This window comes from Yoonia sp., assembly GCF_014859355.1.
Classification (GTDB): Bacteria; Pseudomonadota; Alphaproteobacteria; order Rhodobacterales; family Rhodobacteraceae; genus Yoonia.
Map to the genome: position 1 here is coordinate 1 of NZ_JACUUJ010000031.1, position 21,294 is coordinate 21,294.

General features: G+C 59.6%; 23 protein-coding genes, 2 tRNA genes and 1 pseudogene. 16 read left to right on the top strand and 10 right to left on the bottom strand.

Annotation, left to right across the window (positions count from 1 at the left end; all coding sequences use genetic code 11):
• A pseudogene (locus tag IBX59_RS11145) lies at nucleotides 1-276 on the top strand (hypothetical protein); the annotation flags it as partial.
• On the top strand, nucleotides 269-1,609 hold the full coding sequence (locus IBX59_RS11150; protein WP_296375479.1) for a surface lipoprotein assembly modifier: 1,341 nt from the start codon (nucleotides 269-271) through the stop codon (nucleotides 1,607-1,609). The pseudogene IBX59_RS11145 and the gene IBX59_RS11150, both read left to right, overlap by 8 nt.
• A gap of 24 nt (nucleotides 1,610-1,633) precedes the next feature.
• Here the strand turns inward: IBX59_RS11150 and IBX59_RS11155 are convergent, their stop codons facing one another.
• Nucleotides 1,634-2,443, bottom strand: a complete 810-nt coding sequence (locus IBX59_RS11155) for a hypothetical protein (RefSeq protein ID WP_296375481.1) — start codon at nucleotides 2,441-2,443, stop codon at nucleotides 1,634-1,636.
• Nucleotides 2,444-2,593: 150 nt separating this feature from the next.
• On the opposite strand from IBX59_RS11155, the gene hisB reads away from it, so the two are divergent.
• The 3 genes from hisB to IBX59_RS11170 all read left to right on the top strand — a co-directional run bounded on the left by hisB (nucleotide 2,594) and on the right by IBX59_RS11170 (nucleotide 4,470).
• Complete coding sequence (gene hisB / locus IBX59_RS11160) at nucleotides 2,594-3,181, top strand: imidazoleglycerol-phosphate dehydratase HisB (RefSeq protein ID WP_296375484.1); 588 nt, start codon at nucleotides 2,594-2,596, stop codon at nucleotides 3,179-3,181.
• A complete protein-coding gene (hisH, locus tag IBX59_RS11165; RefSeq protein WP_296375486.1) occupies nucleotides 3,178-3,816 on the top strand; it encodes an imidazole glycerol phosphate synthase subunit HisH in 639 nt (212 codons plus the stop codon). Before hisB ends, hisH begins: the two co-directional genes overlap by 4 nt.
• Nucleotides 3,817-3,993: 177 nt before the next feature.
• Entirely contained in the window at nucleotides 3,994-4,470 is a 477-nt protein-coding gene (locus IBX59_RS11170; protein WP_296375488.1) for a lytic transglycosylase domain-containing protein, read from the top strand.
• An 11-nt stretch (nucleotides 4,471-4,481) separates the two neighbouring features.
• Here the strand turns inward: IBX59_RS11170 and IBX59_RS11175 are convergent, their stop codons facing one another.
• Entirely contained in the window at nucleotides 4,482-4,871 is a 390-nt protein-coding gene (locus IBX59_RS11175) for a DUF2147 domain-containing protein (protein WP_296375492.1), read from the bottom strand.
• A gap of 161 nt (nucleotides 4,872-5,032) precedes the next feature.
• Between IBX59_RS11175 and hisA the strand changes: the two genes are divergently transcribed.
• Nucleotides 5,033-5,755: a 1-(5-phosphoribosyl)-5-[(5-phosphoribosylamino)methylideneamino]imidazole-4-carboxamide isomerase gene (gene hisA / locus IBX59_RS11180; protein WP_296375494.1), complete on the top strand. Its 723-nt coding sequence runs from the start codon at nucleotides 5,033-5,035 to the stop codon at nucleotides 5,753-5,755.
• Here the strand turns inward: hisA and IBX59_RS11185 are convergent.
• Nucleotides 5,752-6,195 (bottom strand): DUF302 domain-containing protein, encoded by a 444-nt coding sequence (locus tag IBX59_RS11185; RefSeq protein WP_296375496.1) that lies wholly within the window; start codon nucleotides 6,193-6,195, stop codon nucleotides 5,752-5,754. The two genes, hisA and IBX59_RS11185, sit on opposite strands and share 4 nt — an antisense overlap.
• Before the next feature lie 79 nt (nucleotides 6,196-6,274).
• Here IBX59_RS11185 and hisF point away from each other — a divergent pair, with 79 nt between their 5' ends.
• Nucleotides 6,275-7,036 (top strand): imidazole glycerol phosphate synthase subunit HisF, encoded by a 762-nt coding sequence (gene hisF / locus IBX59_RS11190; protein ID WP_296375498.1) that lies wholly within the window; start codon nucleotides 6,275-6,277, stop codon nucleotides 7,034-7,036.
• Nucleotides 7,033-7,338, top strand: coding sequence for a phosphoribosyl-ATP diphosphatase (locus tag IBX59_RS11195; protein ID WP_296375499.1), 306 nt, complete (start codon nucleotides 7,033-7,035; stop codon nucleotides 7,336-7,338). The genes hisF and IBX59_RS11195 overlap by 4 nt, the downstream gene beginning before the upstream one ends.
• On the opposite strand, the gene IBX59_RS11200 is transcribed toward IBX59_RS11195, so the two are convergent.
• Together IBX59_RS11200 and rlmB are read right to left on the bottom strand one after the other, a co-directional pair.
• Nucleotides 7,335-7,802 carry a CoA-binding protein gene (locus IBX59_RS11200; protein WP_296375502.1) on the bottom strand — a complete coding sequence of 156 codons (468 nt, stop codon included), beginning with the start codon at nucleotides 7,800-7,802 and terminating at the stop codon, nucleotides 7,335-7,337. The genes IBX59_RS11195 and IBX59_RS11200 overlap by 4 nt on opposite strands.
• 184 nt (nucleotides 7,803-7,986) lie before the next feature.
• Nucleotides 7,987-8,763 (bottom strand): 23S rRNA (guanosine(2251)-2'-O)-methyltransferase RlmB, encoded by a 777-nt coding sequence (rlmB, locus tag IBX59_RS11205; protein ID WP_296375504.1) that lies wholly within the window; start codon nucleotides 8,761-8,763, stop codon nucleotides 7,987-7,989.
• 144 nt (nucleotides 8,764-8,907) lie between these two features.
• On the opposite strand from rlmB, the gene IBX59_RS11210 reads away from it, so the two are divergent.
• Nucleotides 8,908-8,991: transfer RNA gene (locus tag IBX59_RS11210), tRNA-Tyr, on the top strand.
• A gap of 97 nt (nucleotides 8,992-9,088) precedes the next feature.
• Here IBX59_RS11210 and IBX59_RS11215 read toward each other — a convergent pair.
• Nucleotides 9,089-9,175: transfer RNA gene (locus IBX59_RS11215), tRNA-Leu, on the bottom strand.
• Between the two features lie 122 nt (nucleotides 9,176-9,297).
• Between IBX59_RS11215 and lipB the strand changes: the two genes are divergently transcribed.
• Entirely contained in the window at nucleotides 9,298-9,993 is a 696-nt protein-coding gene (gene lipB / locus IBX59_RS11220) for a lipoyl(octanoyl) transferase LipB (protein WP_296375505.1), read from the top strand.
• Here the strand turns inward: lipB and IBX59_RS11225 are convergent.
• Nucleotides 9,958-11,091: a carboxylate-amine ligase gene (locus IBX59_RS11225; protein WP_296375507.1), complete on the bottom strand. Its 1,134-nt coding sequence runs from the start codon at nucleotides 11,089-11,091 to the stop codon at nucleotides 9,958-9,960. The two genes, lipB and IBX59_RS11225, sit on opposite strands and share 36 nt — an antisense overlap.
• 254 nt (nucleotides 11,092-11,345) lie before the next feature.
• Between IBX59_RS11225 and ctaD the strand changes: the two genes are divergently transcribed.
• Both ctaD and IBX59_RS11235 read left to right on the top strand, forming a co-directional pair.
• Nucleotides 11,346-13,019, top strand: a complete 1,674-nt coding sequence (gene ctaD, locus IBX59_RS11230; protein WP_296375510.1) for a cytochrome c oxidase subunit I — start codon at nucleotides 11,346-11,348, stop codon at nucleotides 13,017-13,019.
• Between the two features lie 292 nt (nucleotides 13,020-13,311).
• A complete protein-coding gene (locus tag IBX59_RS11235) occupies nucleotides 13,312-13,812 on the top strand; it encodes a DUF2244 domain-containing protein (RefSeq protein WP_296375513.1) in 501 nt (166 codons plus the stop codon).
• Between the two features lie 18 nt (nucleotides 13,813-13,830).
• Here the strand turns inward: IBX59_RS11235 and IBX59_RS11240 are convergent, their stop codons facing one another.
• Nucleotides 13,831-14,292 (bottom strand): GatB/YqeY domain-containing protein, encoded by a 462-nt coding sequence (locus IBX59_RS11240; protein WP_296375515.1) that lies wholly within the window; start codon nucleotides 14,290-14,292, stop codon nucleotides 13,831-13,833.
• 172 nt (nucleotides 14,293-14,464) lie between these two features.
• On the opposite strand from IBX59_RS11240, the gene carA reads away from it, so the two are divergent.
• Nucleotides 14,465-15,619: a glutamine-hydrolyzing carbamoyl-phosphate synthase small subunit gene (gene carA / locus IBX59_RS11245; RefSeq protein ID WP_296375517.1), complete on the top strand. Its 1,155-nt coding sequence runs from the start codon at nucleotides 14,465-14,467 to the stop codon at nucleotides 15,617-15,619.
• A gap of 61 nt (nucleotides 15,620-15,680) precedes the next feature.
• On the top strand, nucleotides 15,681-17,492 hold the full coding sequence (locus IBX59_RS11250; RefSeq protein ID WP_296375519.1) for a glycosyltransferase: 1,812 nt from the start codon (nucleotides 15,681-15,683) through the stop codon (nucleotides 17,490-17,492).
• Here IBX59_RS11250 and IBX59_RS11255 read toward each other — a convergent pair.
• Entirely contained in the window at nucleotides 17,446-18,099 is a 654-nt protein-coding gene (locus tag IBX59_RS11255; RefSeq protein WP_296375520.1) for a GntR family transcriptional regulator, read from the bottom strand. The genes IBX59_RS11250 and IBX59_RS11255 overlap by 47 nt on opposite strands.
• Nucleotides 18,100-18,200: 101 nt before the next feature.
• On the opposite strand from IBX59_RS11255, the gene IBX59_RS11260 reads away from it, so the two are divergent.
• Nucleotides 18,201-18,884 (top strand): pyrimidine 5'-nucleotidase, encoded by a 684-nt coding sequence (locus IBX59_RS11260; protein WP_296375522.1) that lies wholly within the window; start codon nucleotides 18,201-18,203, stop codon nucleotides 18,882-18,884.
• Nucleotides 18,885-18,886: 2 nt separating this feature from the next.
• Entirely contained in the window at nucleotides 18,887-20,077 is a 1,191-nt protein-coding gene (locus tag IBX59_RS11265; RefSeq protein WP_296375523.1) for a UbiH/UbiF family hydroxylase, read from the top strand.
• On the opposite strand, the gene IBX59_RS11270 is transcribed toward IBX59_RS11265, so the two are convergent.
• Nucleotides 20,074-21,201: an aminotransferase class V-fold PLP-dependent enzyme gene (locus tag IBX59_RS11270; protein ID WP_296375525.1), complete on the bottom strand. Its 1,128-nt coding sequence runs from the start codon at nucleotides 21,199-21,201 to the stop codon at nucleotides 20,074-20,076. The two genes, IBX59_RS11265 and IBX59_RS11270, sit on opposite strands and share 4 nt — an antisense overlap.
• Between the last annotated feature and the right edge of the window lie 93 nt (nucleotides 21,202-21,294).

The following is a 21,294-nucleotide window of genomic DNA, read 5'->3' on the forward strand; positions in this document are numbered from 1 at the left end:
GTTGACACTGTTTTCTTGCCCGCGACGGCACTGAACGCCGACGGTTCATTTGCCGGAACCGCAGAAGACGCCGGATTAAAAGGTATTGGCAGCTATGCAGGCGTTCTGGGGGGCACAAACGCCAGTTCAATGAGCGGCGGCATTTTCATTGATGACGACACTTTCCTGGATATTCCCAACGCAGCAGAATACGGGATCTTTGTTCTGAGCCAGTGCGGCACAGCCGGTGAAGCGGCAATCTGCAATGATGAAAACGTTGAAGATGTGAATGAATAAAACTATCGTTGCGCTGGCGATCTGTCTTTGCGGTGTGATGGCCAGCGCGCAAACGACAATCGAGGTGTCGCTGGAAGAGGCCCGCGTGATAGCCACGCGGGCCTTTCTGGCGGGCGACACCGACACGGCCTTGCAGATCGCCCAAGGCCTGTTGCAGGCCAACCCCGATGACCGTGCGGCGCTGGTCATTGTCGCGGCTGCGGCTGATCCGGCCACCGGGCGCAAGGCGGGGGCGCGGGCATGGGCGCTGTCGGAAACGGATGCGCAGCGATACGAGGCGGCGCGCCTGACCGCGCTGGCCTATGCCCGCGAAGAGCGTTTCACCCTGGCCACGTTCTGGCTGCGCCGGGCGTTGACCGTGGCGCCCACTGATGACGAAACCGCCCGCACAACGCAGGACGCCGCACAGTTGGTCCGGTTGAACCCGTGGTCAAATGCCATTTCGTTTGCGCTGGTCCCTTCCAACAACGTCAATGGTGGCGCGGACGATGATATTTTGACAGCACCCGGCCTGCCCGATGGCACATTGTCACCGGATGCGCAGGCGCTTGCGGGGATCCGTGCGGTGCTGGGGGTGCGCACGCAATACCGGCTGTCGCAATCAGCGGAACAGCGCACAACGGTGGCGTTGAGCTATCAGGGGTCGCGGGTCAGGCTGGAGGACAGCGCTGCCGCGGCAGGGGTTTCAGGCCGTGCCTTTGCCACCGATGCGGCAGATGTGACGCTGGGCCATGACCGGGCGCTGGACAGCGGCAGCATGTCGGCGCGTCTGACCTTTGGCACCTATGATTTTGGCCGCAAGGATTACTATGATTTTCAGCGTCTGACCCTTGGCCGCGCCCTGCCCCTGACCGATGCAACCAGCTTGCAGGTGGTGGCCACACAGGAGCGCCAGACCTACGCGCAGACCAATATCGGCACGATTGATCGCACGGCATTGCGCGGCACCTTGGCGCACCGGCTGAACAGCCGTGACCGGATCAGCGCAACGCTGACCTATACCCACAGCGAAGGCGACAGCGTGAATTATAGCTATGATGACTGGAGCCTAGAGGGGTCATATGCTTGGGCAGACCCATTTGGCCCGGTCACGCTGGCCATTGGTGGCGGTGTCAAATGGTCGGATTATCCAGACTATGTTCTGATCTTTCCTGTTGATGGAGGCCGCGAAGATCTGACGTTTTTCTATAGTATGAACATGGGTTTTAATGATCTGACCTATGCCGGTTTCACCCCCGGGCTTCAGATCAGTGGCAATGTTGCAGACAGCAACATCAGCCGTTTCACCCGCAATACGGTGTCGGTCGGGCTGACACTGAATTCGAACTTTTGACGCCCCTTTGACACAGCACAATCGTCACGATGCTGCGGCAAAGCGCGTGGGTGCATCCCTTGCCATGAATTCCTGCCCCGGCATCAGATAGCTATGCGCGGCGGAAAAAGATGCTAATTTCACCGCGTCAAAATCCGTTAGAATCAGCGGGCCAGCGGGGTCGGCCAGATCGCCGCCTTTTGCAGAATCAAAATCCTGATACTGCGTCAGTTCAGCACCGCAAATTCCGGTGGTATCAACCTGCGATAGCTGCGGATCATCTGTTGCAACGCGCAGACCCGCATTCTGGTCAACCAGAGGGTTGGTTGGCGCCGCGACAGGCGCGGGTTCGGCCATTTCATCATTAGTATAGCCTAGGGCGGCGTCCTCTGCGGCCAATATGGCATCGAGTTCTGCATCGTCAAAAACCAGATCGGACCCGGTATCAGCCTGTTCGACATGGGCAAGCCTTTGCACACGCGCCTGCGCCTCTGCAAAATTCTCGGTGGAAGAAAGCGCCAGTTGGCCGATCAGTTGCCCCGCACTATCTGACCCCACCAACCCATAAAGGCAGGGAATCAGATCATAGAGTTCATCCGTATCGGGGCCCGTCCGGTCGGTGAACATGATGGTGCTGACATAGGGGTTTCGCCGTTCGGCAGACAGGGCCAGCGCATGGGTCAGTTGCCCGTTCACCTGTTCATCCATCACCAGCAGGTCGATTGTGTCCAGCTGGATCAACGCGCGCGCCACCTTGCGCGTTTCAACGCAGGCAACCTGAAACCCCTTGTCGATCAGGGCGGTGGCGCATTTGGCGGTGGCAGTGGCATTATCACGCAAAACAAGGGCTTTCATCGGATTCTCCTGATGGGTGGCAGCAACATTTCCGACTTTAGGCGTGCATGTCTTAAATTTTGCTGAAAAGCGGGGAAAAACCTGCGCACCCTTGGCCCCTGCCCGCGATACGCCTATAGAAGCAGGCAACACTGACAGTCAGGACCACCCATGCGGACAGCCACGATCACCCGCCAGACCGCCGAAACGGCAATTTCCGTGACCATCGACCTTGATGGCAGCGGCCAATATGACAATCAGACGGGCGTGGGGTTTTTCGACCACATGCTGGACCAGTTGTCGCGCCACGCGCTGATCGACATGACCATTCGCGCCAAGGGCGATCTGCATATCGACGATCACCACACGGTCGAGGATGTGGGCATCGCGCTGGGTCAGGCCCTGACGCAGGCGTTGGGCGACAAACGCGGCATCCGCCGCTATGGGGCCTGCCATCTGGCGATGGACGACGCACAGGTGCGGTGCGCACTGGATCTGTCTGCGCGGCCCTATCTGATCTGCAATCTGGATCTGCCCTTTGGCAAAATCGGCACCTTCGACACCGAACTGGTGCGCGAATTCTTTCAGGCGCTGTCCACTCATGGCGGCATCACCCTGCATATCGACAAGCTGCACGGTTTCAACGCCCACCACATCACCGAGGCCGCGTTCAAATCTGTCGCGCGCGCCCTGCGCGAGGCGGTCGAGGTTGACCCGCGCAAGGCGGACGCGATTCCATCGACAAAGGGCAGCCTATGACAACGGTCCTGATCGACTATGACAGCGGCAACCTGCATTCGGCGCAAAAGGCGTTTGAACGCATGGCCGCCGAGGTGGACGCCGGCCCGATCATTGTGACCGGCGACCCCGATGTCGTGGCCCGCGCCGACCGGATCGTGCTGCCCGGTGACGGGGCATTTCCGCATTGCCGCGCGCAGCTTTATGCCCATTCCGGTCTGGCAGAGGCGATCATGCAGGCCGTTATCACCCGCGCCGTGCCGTTCCTTGGCATTTGCGTCGGCATGCAAATGCTGGCCACGATGGGGCATGAATACGAAGAAACCCCGGGCTTTGGCTGGATCGCGGGCGATATCCGCCGCATCACCCCCACCGATCCGGCCCTGAAGGTGCCGCATATGGGCTGGAACGATCTGGTGATCGACCATCCGCATCCGGTGCTGGAGGGCATTTCGACCGGCGAACACGCCTATTTCGTGCATTCCTACGCGATGGAGGTCGCCAACCCCGCCGAGCGTCTGGCGCATGTGGATTACGCAGGCGACATCACCGCCATCGTGGGCCGCGACACTATCATTGGCACGCAGTTCCACCCCGAAAAAAGCCAGGCCGCTGGCTTGCGGATGATCGGCAATTTTTTGCAATGGCGGCCATGATGCCGCGGCCCGTTGTCATTGCATAGCAAAGCCATGGTTTACAGGGTCGGATATCTGTCGGACAAAGGTTGGACCCCGACGCGCGGTGCACAAAGACTTTGTTCATGCTTTATACCAACACCGCAAAGATGAAAGAAGAACGAGCGCACCGCGCCAATCACCAGAGCAGGATTGCCCATGTTGACACGTCGTCTTTTCCTTGTTTCCAGCGCCGCTGTATTGGCCGCGTGTTCGCGCAGATCATCAACACCGCAAGTCACCAGAGCGCAGCGCGACATGCCGCTTTACCCCAACGAAACCCCAGAACTGCGCCGATTGATCAACAAATACGCCGCTATCCACGGTATCCCCGCTTCGCTGCTGCACAGGGTCATCCGGCGCGAAAGCACCCATAACCCGGCGGCGCGCAACGGTCCCTATTACGGGTTGATGCAAATATTACCGCAAACGGCGCGCAGCATGGGCTATCGTGGATCGCCCGAGGGGCTGCTGGATGCGGAAACCAATCTGCGTTACGCGGGGAAATACCTGCGCGGGGCATGGCTGGTGGCTGACGGCGACGCGGATGCCGCCGTCAGCTGGTATGCGCGCGGCTATTATTACGAGGCCAAGCGCCGCGGAATGCTGGTGCAAACCGGGTTGCGGGCCAGTTAAGCCCCTGCCCCTTATTGCGCCCTTGTCCAAGTGCCGCCGTCGCGGCAGATGCCCAGCACGCAGCCAGATACCGACAGCGTGTCGCCTGTCAGTTGCAGCTTGGAACCATAGGTCTTGTCGCGGTCCGGCGACCAGACCTTGCCCCCATATGCCCCATCGCCCTGCGCCACGGTTTGCGAGATGATCTGCCGCCCGATGTTGTTCGTGGTCAGCGCGTTGCCATTGGCATCAAACGATTGCACCAGCGTGCCACACAGCGCCGCGCCGCAGGGGGCCACCTGAACGATGCCGGAATTGCCGTTGTCATCGGGCGCGGTGCGCCACATCCCTTCCAGCGGGTCGGCAAATGCCGGGGCCGACAGCGCCAACAGCGCAACGGTGGTGATTGCCAGTCTTTTCATGCTATAATTCCCTCCTGAGAAGTGACGCGAGATTGCGCGGTCAAACCACAACCGATCAAGCCTGACGTTGGGTCCATTCCGTTTGCCCCCAAAATGCGCCCTGCGTTGCATTCTGCCGCAACCCATGCATAAACGCGCCAAACATGCGAAAGGCCGCCCTGATGATCCTGTATCCCGCCATTGACCTGAAAGACGGAAACGCCGTGCGGCTGGTGCATGGCGACATGGACCAGACGACCGTGTTCAATGAAGACCCGGCCGCACAGGCGCGGGCTTTTGTCGATGCGGGGTGTGCATGGCTGCATCTGGTGGATCTGAACGGCGCCTTTGCCGGTGAACCCGTCAACGCCGCCCCGGTCGAGGCGATTCTGGCCGCCTGCCCCGTGCCTGCGCAACTGGGGGGCGGCATTCGTGACATGGCCACGATTGAACGCTGGCTGGACAAGGGGCTGGCGCGCGTGATTCTGGGCACCGTCGCGGTGGAAAACCCCGATCTGGTGCGGGATGCGGCGCGCGCTTTTCCCGGTCAGGTCGCAGTGGGGCTGGACGCGCGCAATGGCCGCGTGGCGACCCGTGGCTGGGCCAAGGAGACGGATGTGATGGTCACCGATCTGGCCCGGTCGTTCGAGGACGCGGGTATCGCGGCCATCATCTATACCGACATCATGCGCGACGGCGCGATGAAAGGCCCCAATATCGACGCCACCGCCGATCTGGCACGCGCGGTCAGCATTCCGGTGATCGCGTCGGGAGGGGTGTCATCCATGGGCGACCTGATCGCACTGCGCGACACCGGCGTGATTGCCGGTGCCATTTCAGGGCGCGCGCTTTATGACGGGGCGCTTGATCTGCGCGCCGCCTTGAAGGCGTTATCAGACGCTTAATTCGCGCTCATTGCCATGTCGGTCAGCCCGTTCAGCGCCGCGTTGATACGTCTGACAACTTCAGCATCGGGGGCGATATCGAGACCGGCAAAGATATCCTCGGCCGGGGCCCATGTCATCTGGGTGTTGCCATCTGCGTCTTGGTAGACAAGCACCCGAAGCGGCAGGACAAGGCCCGCGCGAATGTCATCTTCCATGGCCATGGTGCCCAGTGCGGGGTTGCCAAAGATCAGCAGTTGCGCGTCAGGGATGGATTTACCCACGCTTTGCGCGCCTGCGGCGTGATCGACACGGGCAAACAGCGTTGCACCTGCCCCATTGACTGCGGCCTCTAGCCCATCGGCGGTTTGCGTGACCGACAGGGGCGATTGTTTCGTGACATCCGCAGCCACAGCCATGGAGGAAAGCCCGATCAGAGCAGAGGCGATAAGATATTTCATCAAAAACTCCTTTGATTGATGGCACTGCCTTATCACCTTCCTCTTTCCATTTCGCCCTGTTCCGCCTAAATGTCACGGCATGTTGAAAACCCGTATCATCCCCTGTCTGGACGTGGCCGATGGCCGTGTCGTCAAAGGTGTCAATTTCGTTGATCTGATCGACGCGGGCGATCCTGTTGATGCGGCCATCGCCTATAATGCTGCCGGCGCGGACGAGCTGTGCTTTCTGGATATTCACGCGACCCACGAAAACCGTGGCACAATGTATGATCTGGCCACGCGCACAGCCGAGCAGTGTTTCATGCCGCTGACCATCGGCGGGGGGGTGCGTACACATCACGATGTGCGCGATCTGCTGCTGGCGGGTGCCGACAAGGTCAGTTTCAATTCCGCCGCAGTCGCAGACCCCAATGTGGTAGCCGAGGCCGCGATGCGGTTCGGGTCGCAATGTATCGTCGTGGCGATTGATGCAAAAACCGTGGCCCCCGGCAAGTGGGAGATTTTCACCCATGGCGGGCGCAGGCCAACAGGCATTGATGCGGTGGAATTCGCCCGCACGGTGGTCGCAAAGGGGGCGGGTGAAATCCTGCTCACCTCGATGGATCGGGACGGCACGAAATCGGGTTTCAACATCGCCCTGACGAGGACGATCGCGGATGCGGTCAACGTGCCGGTCATCGCCTCGGGCGGGGTCGGCACGCTGGATCATCTGGTGGAAGGTGTCACCGAAGGCCATGCATCGGCGGTGCTTGCCGCATCGATTTTCCACTTTGGCACCTATACCATCGGGCAGGCCAAGGCGCATATGGCCGCCGCGGGCATCCCTGTGAGGCTGACATGACACTTGACGATCTGGCAACCCTGATTGCCACACGCAAAACCGCCGACCCCGAAAGCAGCTGGACCGCGAAACTGTTGTCCAAAGGCCCAGAAAAATGCGCCGAAAAATTCGGTGAAGAAGCGATTGAAGCGATCATCGAAGCGGTGAAAGGCGACAAGGCGCGGCTAACATCCGAAGCCGCCGATGTCTTGTATCATTTTCTGGTGATGCTGACCGCGCGGGATGTGCGCCTTGACGATGTGATGGCGGAACTGGCGCGCAGGCAGGGCACATCAGGGATCGCTGAAAAGGCGAACCGCTAAAGTTTGGACGAAATCACGCCGGTATTGAAACCGCCCATGCGTAATTCGCCCTTCAGGCGCTGGTATTCGATCTTGGGGCAGCGGTTCTGGATAACAGTGACGCCGCGTGCTTCGGCCTTGGCGGCGGCTTCGGGGTGTTCCACGCCGATCTGCATCCATATCGTTTGCAGGTTGGGCCAGCGCGCCACCGCCGCGTCCACGATGGGCGGCACGGCGTCAGAACGGCGAAAAATATCGACCATATCCACATCATCGGGCACATCCGCCAGCGTGGCATAGACCGTTCCCCCCAACAGTGTCTGCCCCGCCAGACCGGGATTGACCGGGATCACGCGATACCCTTTCAACCCCAGATAGCGCGCCACGTAATAGCTGGGGCGCACCGGATTAGCCGAAACCCCGACCATGGCAATGGTGCGGGTCCGGTCAAGAATTTTGCGCAAATGCGAGTCGCTATATGTCATGTGGGCACCATAGCCGCGAATCCTGCCATAAAAAAGCGCCCGGAAAACCCGGGCGCAGGTATGGAACGAGGGACAGTGAGGTGAAGCGGCCTGTTCCGATGGCGCGCTTCATGAACATTAGATGGGGATGAAATCGCCGCACAAAAGGGACGATCAGACAATCGTGAACAGACTGCGACGGCTATTACCCCCGCGCGGCATAAAGCGCCACCGCCGCCGCATTCGAGACATTCAGCGACCCAAACCCGGCCGCTGCATCGATCCGCACCAGCGCATCACAGGTTTCACGGGTCTTTTGCCGCAGGCCCGGCCCCTCGGCCCCCATCACCAGCGCGACGGGGCGGTCACGTTTTCCTTGCAATGCTTGTTCAATCGTCTGTTCGGCCTCACCATCCAGCCCCAGCACCAGATAGCCCATGGATTTCAAGGCATCCATGGCGTCAGACAGGTTGCGCACCCGCAAATATGGCTGGCGTTCCAGTGCGCCGCTTGCCGTTTTGGCCAACGCGCCAGTTTCCGGGGCAGAATGGCGCTGCACAGCCACGACGGCCTGCGCGCCAAAAACTTCGGCAGAGCGCAGAATCGCCCCGACATTATGAGGGTCTGTCACGCGATCCAGCAGCACGATGCGCGGTGCGCCATGCCCCGGCCGCAACGCCACATCATCCAATGATCCCCAATCCAGCGGCTTGACCTCTAGCGCAGCACCCTGATGAACAGATTGCGGATCCAGCGGCGCGGCAAATTTGCGCGGGTCGCAAACCTCGGGCGTAAGCGCTGCCTGTTCCACGGCTTCCCCCAACCTTTCCAACGCATTGCGCGTCACCACCAACCGCAGCTTGACCCGCGCGGGGTTCAACAGCGCATCGCGCACAGCATGCAGGCCAAACAACCACACCGTTTCATTGGCGGCGGCGCGTTTGTCCTGTTCTTTTGCTATGACCCACTTTGGTTTTTTCATCTTTTGTCCGATCCGGTCTGCACCTTGTTCTCCGCCGATACCCGAGATCACCCCCCCTGTGAAGGCAGGTCGACAAACGATCCGCTGTCACTTGCGTTTTTGCGGTTGACGCACCTTGGGGCCACAGGTAATCAGCCGTTCAGTGGGCGACAGGCCGCAAGGTGTGGCAGGGGACTGTAACTCCCTCGCGGAGACGCACGCCTGGTTCGATTCCAGGGTCGCCCACCACTTTTGACATTAAAATTTCTAACGCTTTGGCCACGGCAGACGGTGTGCAAAGAAGTTTTGACAGCCGCGTTCATTTTTTGATCTGTGGGATATTTTCTGGTGCGGTCGGGGGGACTCGAACCCCCACGAGTGTTACCTCACAGCGACCTCAACGCTGCGCGTCTACCAATTCCGCCACGACCGCAAAACCATGGTTTGGTGAAGGGTCTGTAACCAACTGCCCTGCCCTACTCAAGTGCAAAAATCGGCCTGGGGGTGACAATGGCGGCGTCTACGGTCATATCCGCATCAAAGAGGGTTGAGATCATGCCGGAATGGATCATCAGCGACGGGCTGACCGATTATGCCGATGCGTTGGCATTCATGGAAACACGCGTCGATGCCATCGCACGGGGCGAAGCCGATGAATGCATCTGGCTGCTGGAACACCCGCCCCTTTATACCGCCGGCACATCGGCCAAACCAGCCGACCTGATCGACCCGCACCGGTTTCCGGTGCATCAGGCGCGGCGCGGCGGGCAGTATACCTATCACGGGCCGGGGCAGCGGGTGGTTTACGTGATGCTTGATCTGGGCAAACGCGGCCGCGACGTGCGCCGTTTCGTGCAGGACCTAGAGGCATGGGTGATCGCCACGCTGGAAACCTTCAACGTCAGGGGCGAAATCCGGCAGGGCCGCGTCGGTGTCTGGGTCCAGCGGCCCGACAAGCCCTTGCAACCCGACGGCACACTGGCCGAAGACAAGATCGCAGCCCTTGGCATTCGCCTGCGCAAATGGGTATCGTTCCACGGCCTGTCGATCAACGTGGACCCGGACCTGCGCCATTTCGACGGCATCGTGCCTTGCGGGATCAGCGCCCATGGGGTGACATCGCTGGTGGACCTTGGGTTACCCGTCACGATGGATGATCTGGACGTGGCGTTAAGGCGGACGTTTGACGCGGTGATGCATGGCGGGGTTCCCCCATCACAACCCCGCGTGAAATTCGCCGATCAGCGATGACACCACCGCCTGCATCGCCGCGTGTGGGGTTGCGCCGCGGGCAAGGGCCATATCGCGCACCGCGCGCTGACGGTCCGCGCTGGTGCCCTGCGCGATGATGTCGCGGATGCGCGCGACCTCGGGTTCGCAGTCAAGGGCGGCGGCATCCTCGGCGATCAGATCCAGCAGGTCACCGGCGATTTGTTCAAATGAAATCAGACGTTTTTCACCAAAATCAATCTGCCCCTCGGACACACCATAGCGCTGCGCGCGCCAACGGTTTTCGGCGATCATGAAATTCTGCACAACACGCCAGCCGCCGCCATCGCGGTTGCGCCGCCAGATCATGCGGGTCAGGCATTGGGTCAGCGCGGCCAGTGTCAATGTCTGCTCTAGCCGGGGCGACACATCGCAGATGCGCGTTTCGATCGTGGGAAAATTGGCCGATGGCCGCAGATCCCACCAGATTTTCGAGGCATCCTCGATCAATCCCAAATCCACCAGCGTCTGCACGGTGTTCTGATATTCCGCCCAATCAGTCATGCGCGGCGGCAGCCCGGTGCGCGGCATATTGTCGAACACAGACAGCCGGTAAGACTGCATTCCCGTATCCTCGCCCTGCCAGAAAGGCGATGACGTCGACAGCGCGTGCAGGTGCGGCAGAAAGTATTTCAACTGGTTGATCAGGCGGATTCGGTCATTTTGATCAGGAATGCCCACATGCACATGCATCCCGCAAATCAACATGCGCCGCGTCACAAAAGCCAGTTCACGATACAGCACGTTATAGCGGTCCTTGTCGGTATGGGCCTGTTCTTTCCAGTCTCCGAAGGGGTGACAGGACGCAGCAACCGGTGCCAACCCGAAATCGGCCGCGTGGCGCGCGACAGTCCGGCGCAGATGCCGCAGGTCTGCGCGCGCCTCGCCGATCGTGTGACAGATGCCCGTGCCGATTTCGATCTGGCATTGCAGAAATTCGGGGCTGACCTGCCCTTTCAGGTCGGCCTTGCAGGCTGCGATCAACCCGTCCGGCGCGCTGGCAAGTGCCATTGTGGATGGGTCAACCAGCAGGTATTCTTCCTCGATCCCGATGGTAAATGGCGGCATGTCGCGCGTCATGGGTCACCTCATGTGCAGTTTTTGCCAGCAAAGCAGCCTTGTCCGAAACGCGCAAGACTGCATGAGACAGGATCAGGCACCAAGCGGCGACAAGACAAGCCCCGCCAACGGCCCTTTGACTGCGCCAATTTAACCCATGCAGGATGGCGCATCCATTATTGCTCCTTTCACGACAACCGATTAGTAACAACACAATTGCGTGCCCGTTCTTGAATCGGGGCGTTGCAGAAGTAGCCAACACGAGGAGTGCCATAATGGCAGATGCAGCCATCCACGGCGACGCACATCACGACGAGCGGGGGTTCTTTACCCGCTGGTTCATGTCGACCAACCACAAGGATATCGGGATCCTTTACCTGTTCACCGCCGGTGTTCTGGGTTTCGTATCCGTCGCCTTCACCGTTTATATGCGTCTGGAACTGATGCACCCCGGCGTGCAATACATGTGCACCGAAGGCGCGCGGTTCATTGCAGACCCAAGTTCGCCCTGCACGCCCAATGGGCACCTTTGGAACGTCTTGATTACCTATCACGGTGTTCTGATGATGTTTTTCGTGGTGATCCCCGCGTTGTTCGGCGGCTTTGGCAACTACCTGATGCCGCTTCAGATCGGTGCGCCAGACATGGCCTTCCCGCGGCTGAACAACTTGTCATACTGGCTGTTTGTTGCTGGTGCCGCACTGGGTGTCGCATCGATGCTGGCACCGGGTGGCAATGGGCAACTGGGGTCTGGCGTTGGCTGGGTGCTGTATCCGCCGCTGTCCACCAACGAAGGCGGCATGTCGATGGATCTGGCGATTTTCGCGGTCCACCTGTCGGGCGCATCTTCGATCCTGGGTGCAATCAACATCATCACGACGTTTCTGAACATGCGCGCACCCGGCATGACAATGCACAAGGTGCCGCTGTTTGCGTGGTCGGTGTTTGTTACGGCATGGCTTATCCTTCTGGCGTTGCCAGTGCTGGCCGGTGCGATCACGATGCTGCTGACCGACCGGAATTTTGGCACGACGTTCTTCCAACCCGAAGGCGGTGGTGATCCAATTCTTTACCAGCACATCTTGTGGTTTTTTGGCCATCCTGAAGTATACATCATCATTATCCCCGGCTTTGGCATCATCAGCCACATCATTGCAACCTTCAGCCGCAAGCCGATCTTTGGCTACTTGCCAATGGTCTACGCAATGGTGGCCATCGGTGTTCTGGGCTTTGTTGTCTGGGCACACCACATGTATACGGTCGGCCTGTCCCTGACACAGCAATCCTATTTCATGCTTGCAACCATGGTTATCGCGGTGCCGACAGGCGTGAAAATCTTTAGCTGGATCGCCACGATGTGGGGCGGTTCGGTGGAATTCAAGGCGCCCATGCTTTGGGCCTTTGGTTTCCTGTTCCTGTTCACCGTCGGTGGTGTGACCGGGATCGTGCTGTCGCAGGCCGGGATCGACCGGGTGTATCACGATACTTACTATGTCGTCGCACACTTCCACTATGTGATGTCGCTGGGTGCCGTTTTCGCGATCTTTGCGGGTATCTATTTCTACCTGCCAAAGATGTCGGGCAAGATGTATCCTGAATGGGCCGCCAAGCTGCATTTCTGGATGATGTTTATCGGCGCGAACCTGACATTCTTCCCACAGCACTTTTTGGGTCGTCAGGGCATGCCACGCCGTTACATCGACTATCCTGACGCTTTCGCAACATGGAACCTTGTTTCCAGCTGGGGTGCTTTCCTGTCCTTCGCATCGTTCGTGTTCTTCATCGGGATCCTGTTCTACACCCTGCGGGCCGGCAAGCCTGCAACAGAAAACAACCCATGGAACGAATATGCCGATACGCTGGAATGGACCCTGCCATCCCCGCCGCCAGAGCATACGTTCGAAACGCTGCCAAAGCAGTCTGATTGGGACAAGCAGCACGCACACTAACGCGTTATAATGCAAGAAAACCCAAAGCCCCGCAGATCTTGCGGGGCTTTTTGTTGCGTATAATGTCTTTTATGATCCTCTGACTCTAAACGTGTTCCGCCGTGCAAGACAACACTGACGCCATCACCTGTTATTACATCAATCTGGATCGCAACCCGGACCAACGCACGAGATCAAAAGTCTGTTGCCCGCCTTGGAATCGCGCCTTTCATGTCGCCCTTGATAGGGTGACAGTTTTACGCATGGCGCTCCGACAGCAGCAGCGCCATATTGCGCTAAAATCGGTAAGATCATGCCCTATGAATGGACCCCAGAACCACCCCAGCGCACCGTTGACTGGCAACTGAGCCTTTGGCCGTATCGGTCATTGCTGCGTCGTGATTTCGTGCTGTTCATCGGCGCGACTGCCACGATTGTCGCCCTGCCCCTGATCACAGTGCTGGGCACGGCGGTGCTCTGGGGGCTTTTGCCGTTCTTCTTGGCGATGCTTTGGGGGTTATGGACAGCACTGAACGTCAGTTACAAACGTGGTGAGGTGTTGGAAGAATTAACCGTGGATGAAACCACCGCCTATCTGACGCGCCACAATCCCAAAGGCCCGACACAGCAATGGCAGGCCAACCGATATTGGGTGACAGTGCATCTGCATCCCAAAGGCGGGCCAGTCGAAAACTATATCACCCTGCGCGGCGGCGATCGCGAGGTCGAAATCGGTGCGTTTTTAGATGCTGCCGAACGGCTGGTGCTTTATGATCAGTTGAAAACTGCGCTTCGCGATCAACCGCCGGCCTAGGGCAGTAAGGGCGCAGACCTAGCCCAGCCGCGCTTTGACCAATGGCCCTGCGCTGCCAAAGTCCATCCGCCCGGTATAGCGTGTCTTTAGCACGGCCATCACCTTGCCCATATCGCGGATCGTAGTCGCCTCTGATTCGGTGATGGCGGCGTCCACTGCTTTTTCGACCTCTGCAGGAGAAAGCTGTTTGGGCAGGAACTCCTCGATCACCTTGATTTCGGCGCGTTCCTTGTCAGCCAGTTCCAGCCGCCCGCCTTCTTCATATGCGCGCACACTGTCCAGCCGCTGTTTGACCATCCGGCTCATAATGGCCATGACATCGGCGTCGGTCACACCACTCTTTTCCTCAACGGTGCCGCGCTGTGCGATATCACGGTCCTTGATCGCCGCATTGATCAGCCGCAAGGTTGACAGCCTGTCTGCCTCTTTTGCCTTCATTGCATCTTTCAGGGCCGCCGTGACCCGTTCGCGTATATTCATTAGAAATCCTGCTGGTCTGCATAACGTAAGCGCAAAGTCTATCGCCCCGCCTTCCGCGTGACAAGCAATGCTACCGCTGCGTCATCCCTTATTTCCAAGGGGGCATTCCCACCTTGACCCTGCCGCCCTGCCCTCGTACACCCTGCCCAATTTGACCAAAAGGAGAGTTCGCATGACGCAGAAACCGACGGCCTGTCTGGCGCTTGCTGATGGTACTCTTTTTTACGGGGCGGGATTTGGCGCAACCGGTGAAACCGTGGCCGAGTTGTGTTTCAACACCGCCATGACCGGCTATCAGGAAATCATGACCGATCCGTCCTATGCGGGCCAGGTCGTGACCTTTACCTTTCCGCATATCGGCAACACCGGCGTGAACCCCGAAGACGATGAAACCGCTGATCCGGTCGCAGCAGGGATGATCGTCAAATGGGATCCGACGCAATCGTCAAGCTGGCGTGCCACCGAAGAACTGGCCCCATGGCTGGCCAAACGCGGACGCATCGGCATGGGCGGAATTGACACGCGCCGCCTGACCCGTGCCATCCGCCAGCAAGGCGCGCCGCATGTCGCGCTGGCGCATGACCCTGATGGCAATTTCGACATTGCGGCATTGGTGCAAAGGGCCCGCGCTTTTCCCGGGCTTGTGGGGCTTGACCTGGCCAAGAATGTTACCTGCGCGCAATCCTATCACTGGGACCAGATGCGCTGGGCCTGGCCCGAAGGTTACAAGACCCAGGACCAGCCGCGGCGCAAAGTTGTCGCGATTGATTTCGGAGCCAAGCGCAACATTCTGCGCTGTCTGGCAAGCGCAGGCTGCGACGTGACCGTCATGCCTGCCACTGCCACGGCAGCAGAGGTGATGGCGCTGGACCCTGACGGTGTGTTTTTGTCGAACGGGCCGGGCGACCCTGCGGCGACTGGTACCTATGCCGTGCCTATGATCAAGAATGTGCTGGACCATGACCTGCCCGTGTTTGGGATTTGCCTTGGCCACCAGATGCTGGCTTTGGCATTGGGGGCCACAACCATCAAGATGAACCACGGCCATCATGGGGCCAACCACCCGGTCAAGGATATGGAAACCGGCAAGGTCGAGATCACCTCGATGAACCACGGGTTCACAGTAGACAGCCAAAGCTTGCCCGCCGGTGTGGTCGAAACGCATATATCGCTGTTTGACGGCAGCAATTGCGGCATCCGCATGGCGGATCGCCCGGTGTTCAGCGTGCAATACCACCCAGAGGCCAGCCCCGGCCCACAAGACAGCTATTACCTGTTCGAGCGCTTTGTGCAGGCAATGGATACCCGCGCTGCAATGGTTAATTGACCAATTTAACTGATCCTTAACCAACTTTACGCATGCTGAGCCTTATTAAACAGGGTGACGCATGGTTCAGGTCGATACAGGGTCGCAAGCCACGGGCGCGGCAAAAGACGATACTGCCGCCGATGGTGTGCAGATTGCCGGCCGGTCGCAATATGCGATTGCCCGACAGCTTGCCGCTGATTGGCAAACACAATTGATCAACCCGGTCGCCCGCCTGCCTGACCAAAAACTGATCCGGCGCTATGGTGCCGCGGCCTGTTTGAACAACAAGATGATGCCATGGCGCCAAGTCGGCGGCGCAACGATCATTCTTACCCCGTCCCCCACCCTGTTTGCCCGCCATCAGGCCGATTTGCAGGCCATCTTTGGCCCATTGCGCATTGCGATCACCACACAGGACCAGCTTGACCGCAGCATTACCGACCAATATGCGACCGAACTTGTCAGCCGCGCCGAAACGCGTGCCCCCGAAAGGGAAAGTTGCCGCAACTGGAACAACGACACGGCTATTGCGGCAGGTTTGGCGGGGATTGCAGGGGTGGTGGTTTTGGGGGTCATCGCCCCCCGTGGGATCTTGGCGGCGCTGACGGGTTGGGCGGTCCTTGTGCTTGTTCTGAACACCATGCTGCGCGCTGTTGCCGGCTATCTTGGCTGGCGGGGTGCGCCATCGCTACCACAGGTCGCCACGCCCGTGCGCCTGCCGGTCATCAGCGTGTTGGTGCCACTTTATCAGGAAACCGCCATTACCGATCATTTGCTCACCCGCCTGCGTGCGCTTGATTACCCCCGCGACCGGCTGGATATCTGTTTGGTGCTGGAAGCTGACGATCAGACGACGCGTGCCACGTTGGGTCAAACCACCTTGCCAACATGGATGCGTGCGATCGTCGTGCCAAAAGGCACTATCAGGACCAAACCCCGCGCGCTGAACTATGCGCTGGATTTCGCACATGGCAGCATTATCGGGGTCTGGGATGCCGAAGACGCCCCTGCAAAAGACCAATTGCGCAAGGTGGCGCATCATTTCGCCAATTCCGGCCCGCAGGTCGCCTGCGTGCAAGGCATACTCGACTATTATAACGCCTCAACAAATTGGCTTACGCGCTGCTTTGCTATTGAATACGCGAGTTGGTTCCGCGTGATTCTGCCCGGCTTGGCCCGGATGGGGCTTGTTGTGCCCTTGGGAGGAACCACGTTGTTTTTCCGCCGTCACGTGCTGGAAGAATTGGGCGGCTGGGATGCCCACAACGTCACCGAGGACGCAGACCTTGGCGTGCGGCTGGCGCGGCATGGCTATCGCACGGCCCTTATCCCGACCGTTACCGAGGAAGAGGCGAACGGCCGCGTCTGGCCGTGGATCAAGCAACGATCACGCTGGCTCAAGGGCTATGCGATCACCTATGCGGTGCATATGCGCAACCCGGCGCGCTTGTGGCGCGACCTTGGCGCCTGGCGTTTTTTCGGTTTGCAACTTCTGTTTCTGGGCACGCTGTCACAATTTGTGCTGGCCCCGGTTTTTTGGACCTTCTGGCTGCTTCCTTTTGGTTTTGATCATCCGTTGCGGGCAATCATCTCTGGCTGGGCATTCTGGACGATCGTGGGCGTGTTCATATCGTCCGAGATCGCCGGGTTCGCCGTATCAGCCCTGGCCCTGCGCAAGGCGGGCAAAGCAAAGCTGATGATATGGGCGGTCACCTTGCAGTTCTATTTTCCTTTGGCAGCACTTGCCGCATACAAGGGTATTTTCGAACTGGCGACCAAACCGTTTTACTGGGACAAAACTGCGCATGGCGTACTTTTGCCTGCGGAATGGCCAAGCAGCAAGGCTACTCTGCCGCCTCGACCGCCTGCGCATCCAGTTTCAGACGCGTAACAAACGCCTTGGAAATATGCGCGCGCAGGGCATCATAGGCGGCAACACCATCGCCTGCCTCGATCGCTTCGACGATGCGCGCGTGTTCTTCCAAGGTACCTGTCGTGCGGCCGTCGGCGGCCAGTGACGTGGTTGCCAGCAGCGCCATGGACCGATGCACAAGATCAAGCTGTTGCACCAGAAACCGATTGTGCGATGCCAGATGGATCTGTTTGTGAAACCGGCGGTTTGCCCGGCTCAGCGCCTGCGGGTCGCCGACAAGTTTCTGATCTTCTTCCAACATGTCGCGCAGCACGCGCACCTCTTCAGGGGTCGCGTGGCGTGCGGCCAACCTTGCCGCCAGCCCTTCCAATTCGCCACGGACGACATAAAGCTCGGACATTTGCGAATGATCCAGTGACGCAACAATCAGTGACCGGCCATCGCGCGTCAGCAATGATTGCGTTTCCAGCCTTTGCAACGCCTCGCGGATCGGGGTACGCGACACGCCAAAACGGTCGGCCAGTTCGCTTTCAACCAAGCGGTCACCGGGTTTGTAGAGATGGCTGTCGATCGCTTCGAGAATCAGCGAATAGGCATCTTTGTGCGACGTGCGCTGGTCATGCATCGGGTCAGCCCTTGTGTAACTGCTCTAATATAGGCTCCCTACCCCCCCACAGGCAAGCCAAAGCGATTGCACCGCCCTTGCTGCGGCCCTAACCTGTCCGTATGGTTGCAACACATTTCACACATATCGATACGTGGGTCTTTGATCTGGACAACACGCTTTATCCCCCTTCGGCGGGGTTGTTCGCGCTTATGGATGCCCGGTTTTCAGCCTATGTCACGCGCCTGACAGGGATGAACCATGACCGCGCCCTGCAGCTTTGCGTGGAATACTGGCGCAGCCACGGGTCTACGCTGGCGGGGCTGATGGCGGATTATGACGTTGATCCGCATGAATTTCTGGCCGATGTGCATGACATCGACATCAGCCACCTGCGGCCCGATCCGGGGCTGGCACGGGCCATCGACGCCCTGCCCGGCCGCAAGGTCGTTTTCACCAACGGGTCGCACAACCATGCCAAACGGGTGCTGGCCGCGCGCGGGCTGACGCGGCAGTTTGACGCGGTTTATGGTGTGGAACATGCCGATTTCAAACCGAAACCAACCGCGGCGGCATTCAGCACCGTTTTTACCAAAGACGGGATCACCCCGCAGAAATCCGCCATGTTCGAGGATGAAGCCCGCAATCTGGCGGTGCCGCACCAGCTGGGAATGCGCACGGTGCTTGTGCACCCCCAGCCCGATACCGCCGATCACATCCACCACCAGACCAGCGATTTGACGGATTTTCTGTCGCAGGTGGTGCGCCCGGTCTTTCCCGCCCGCGCCAAGCGCCCTATGTCTTGATCATGGAACGAAACACAACAGATATTATGATCTCTGGCGGCGGCGTCGCGGGGCTGACGGCGGCGGCGGCCTTTGGCACGGCGGGCTTTTCCGTCACTATCGTGGACCCGGCCCCGCCGATCACGGTGCAAGACGCCGATGGCGCAGACCTGCGCACCACGGCATTTCTGCAACCCGCACAACAGTTTCTGGCCACGGCGGGCCTGTGGGACAGGCTAGCGCCCCACGCCACCCCCTTGCAGGTCATGCGCATCGTCGATGCGGCAACTGCACCGCCCGTCGTGCGTGATTTCAACGCGGCGGATATTTCCGACAAACCGTTCGGCTGGAACCTGCCCAACTGGCTGTTGCGGCGCGAAATGGTGGCACGGCTGGCAGAATTACCGAATGTCAATTTCCGGCCCGGCACGGGATTTGCCCGCATGGTCGCGCGCACAACAGAAGCGCTGGTGACGCTTAGCGATGGCCGTCAGATTGTCGCAAAACTGGTCATAGGGGCCGACGGGCGCGCATCACCCGTGCGTGTGGTAAATGGGATAGGTGTGAAAACAATGCGTTACGGACAAAAGGCGGTCACTTTCGCCGTGACCCATGACGCCCCGCATGACAACATCTCGACCGAAATTCACCAATCCGGCGGTCCTTTCACGCTGGTCCCCTTGCCCGATCATGATGGCAAACCCTGTTCTGCCGTGGTCTGGATGGACAAGGGCGCGGAAATTACCCGCCTCGCCGCCCTGCCCGATGCCGAATTCGAGGCTGCTGCCAGCGCGCGATCTGCCTATCACTATGGGCTATTGACGCTGGCATCGCGGCGCATGGTCTGGCCGATCATCAGCCAGATCGCACAGGCCATCACCGCCCCGCGCACCGCATTGGTGGCCGAGGCCGCGCATGTGATGCCCCCCATCGGCGCACAGGGGCTGAACATGTCGCTACGCGATCTCGATTGCCTGCTGGAACTGGCGCAAGCTACGCCTAACGCCTTGGGCAGCCCGCAAATGCTGGATACCTACGCCCGCCGCCGCCACCCCGACATCAGATTGCGGGTGACAGGGATTGACGCGCTGAACCGCGCATCCATCGCGGGCAGCCCGCTGGCGCAGGAGTTACGCGCCAAGGGGATCACCGCACTTTACGGGGTCACCCCGGTGCGCCGCACGCTGATGCAACTGGGGCTGGGCGCGCGTTAAATCACGCGGTCCAGCACCGGCACCAACCGCGCCAGCGTGCCATTCACATCATACAACTTGTCCAGACCGAACAGCCCCAGCCGGAATGTGCGAAAATCGGCAGGTTCATCACATTGCAGCGGCACACCGGCAGCAATCTGCATGCCTTGGGCTGCAAATTTCGATCCGTTCTGAATATCGGGATCATCGGTATAGCTGACCACGACACCCGGCGCGCCGAACTCTGCGGCGGCGACCGATGGCACCCCCTTGTCAGCCAACACCTTGCGCACCGCATTGCCCAGCGCCCATTGCTGTTCTTTCAACTTGTCGAAACCATAGGATTTCGTCTCGACCATCGTGTCGCGGAACGCGCGCAGCCCATCGGTGGGCATCGTCGCGTGATAGGCGTGGCCGCCGTTTTCATAGGCCTGCATGATGCTGTGCCACTTCTTGAGGTCCATCGCGAAGGAATTCGACGTGGTGTCTGCCATCCGGTCCACCGCGCGCTGCGACATCATCACCAACCCCGTTGACGGCGTAGCTGACCAGCCTTTTTGCGGGGCAGAGATCAGCACATCGACGCCTGTCGCCTGCATATCGACCCAGACACAGCCCGATGCGATGCAATCCAGCACCATGATCGCGCCAACCGCATGGGCGGCATCGGCAAGGGCTGTCAGGTAATCATCGGGCAGGATGATGCCGGCGGATGTTTCCACGTGGGGGGCGAACACCACATCGGGTTTTGCGGCGTGGATAGCGGCCACGACTTCGCCAATCGGGGCGGGGGCAAAGGCGGCGCGGGCCCCGTTTCCGGCCCGCCGCGCCTTCATTACCGTGGTTTGCGAGGTGAACTGGCCGGCATCGAAAATCTGGCTCCAACGATAGGAAAACCAACCGTTGCGCACGATAAACGCATGCGCGTCATTGCCGAACTGGCGCGCGACCGCCTCCATCCCGTAGGTGCCACCGCCGGGCACAAGGGCCACGTGATCGGCGTGATACACCTCTTTCAGCATGGCCGAGATATCGGTCATCACGCCTTGAAACGCTCGTGACATATGGTTCAGCGACCGGTCGGTGAACACCACCGAAAATTCCATCAGCCCGTCAGGGTCCACAGTGCTTTGCATACCGTCCATGTCACTCTCCTTTTGCGTTGCACAAGGGCTAAGGAAATCGGCGCCCCAGATCAAAGCCTAATTCGGCCATGCAGCCAAGGGATGCGGCTTTGA

What these genes read in the sequence shown, in the direction of transcription:
- IBX59_RS11150 (WP_296375479.1), top strand. Translation starts at nt 269, where the DNA reads ATGAATAAAACTATCGTTGCGCTGGCGATCTGTCTTTGCGGTGTGATG.
- IBX59_RS11155 (WP_296375481.1), bottom strand. Translation starts at nt 2,443, where the DNA reads ATGAAAGCCCTTGTTTTGCGTGATAATGCCACTGCCACCGCCAAATGC.
- hisB (WP_296375484.1), top strand. Translation starts at nt 2,594, where the DNA reads ATGCGGACAGCCACGATCACCCGCCAGACCGCCGAAACGGCAATTTCC.
- hisH (WP_296375486.1), top strand. Translation starts at nt 3,178, where the DNA reads ATGACAACGGTCCTGATCGACTATGACAGCGGCAACCTGCATTCGGCG.
- IBX59_RS11170 (WP_296375488.1), top strand. Translation starts at nt 3,994, where the DNA reads ATGTTGACACGTCGTCTTTTCCTTGTTTCCAGCGCCGCTGTATTGGCC.
- IBX59_RS11175 (WP_296375492.1), bottom strand. Translation starts at nt 4,871, where the DNA reads ATGAAAAGACTGGCAATCACCACCGTTGCGCTGTTGGCGCTGTCGGCC.
- hisA (WP_296375494.1), top strand. Translation starts at nt 5,033, where the DNA reads ATGATCCTGTATCCCGCCATTGACCTGAAAGACGGAAACGCCGTGCGG.
- IBX59_RS11185 (WP_296375496.1), bottom strand. Translation starts at nt 6,195, where the DNA reads ATGAAATATCTTATCGCCTCTGCTCTGATCGGGCTTTCCTCCATGGCT.
- hisF (WP_296375498.1), top strand. Translation starts at nt 6,275, where the DNA reads ATGTTGAAAACCCGTATCATCCCCTGTCTGGACGTGGCCGATGGCCGT.
- IBX59_RS11195 (WP_296375499.1), top strand. Translation starts at nt 7,033, where the DNA reads ATGACACTTGACGATCTGGCAACCCTGATTGCCACACGCAAAACCGCC.
- IBX59_RS11200 (WP_296375502.1), bottom strand. Translation starts at nt 7,802, where the DNA reads ATGACATATAGCGACTCGCATTTGCGCAAAATTCTTGACCGGACCCGC.
- rlmB (WP_296375504.1), bottom strand. Translation starts at nt 8,763, where the DNA reads ATGAAAAAACCAAAGTGGGTCATAGCAAAAGAACAGGACAAACGCGCC.
- lipB (WP_296375505.1), top strand. Translation starts at nt 9,298, where the DNA reads ATGCCGGAATGGATCATCAGCGACGGGCTGACCGATTATGCCGATGCG.
- IBX59_RS11225 (WP_296375507.1), bottom strand. Translation starts at nt 11,091, where the DNA reads ATGACGCGCGACATGCCGCCATTTACCATCGGGATCGAGGAAGAATAC.
- ctaD (WP_296375510.1), top strand. Translation starts at nt 11,346, where the DNA reads ATGGCAGATGCAGCCATCCACGGCGACGCACATCACGACGAGCGGGGG.
- IBX59_RS11235 (WP_296375513.1), top strand. Translation starts at nt 13,312, where the DNA reads ATGCCCTATGAATGGACCCCAGAACCACCCCAGCGCACCGTTGACTGG.
- IBX59_RS11240 (WP_296375515.1), bottom strand. Translation starts at nt 14,292, where the DNA reads ATGAATATACGCGAACGGGTCACGGCGGCCCTGAAAGATGCAATGAAG.
- carA (WP_296375517.1), top strand. Translation starts at nt 14,465, where the DNA reads ATGACGCAGAAACCGACGGCCTGTCTGGCGCTTGCTGATGGTACTCTT.
- IBX59_RS11250 (WP_296375519.1), top strand. Translation starts at nt 15,681, where the DNA reads ATGGTTCAGGTCGATACAGGGTCGCAAGCCACGGGCGCGGCAAAAGAC.
- IBX59_RS11255 (WP_296375520.1), bottom strand. Translation starts at nt 18,099, where the DNA reads ATGCATGACCAGCGCACGTCGCACAAAGATGCCTATTCGCTGATTCTC.
- IBX59_RS11260 (WP_296375522.1), top strand. Translation starts at nt 18,201, where the DNA reads ATGGTTGCAACACATTTCACACATATCGATACGTGGGTCTTTGATCTG.
- IBX59_RS11265 (WP_296375523.1), top strand. Translation starts at nt 18,887, where the DNA reads ATGGAACGAAACACAACAGATATTATGATCTCTGGCGGCGGCGTCGCG.
- IBX59_RS11270 (WP_296375525.1), bottom strand. Translation starts at nt 21,201, where the DNA reads ATGGACGGTATGCAAAGCACTGTGGACCCTGACGGGCTGATGGAATTT.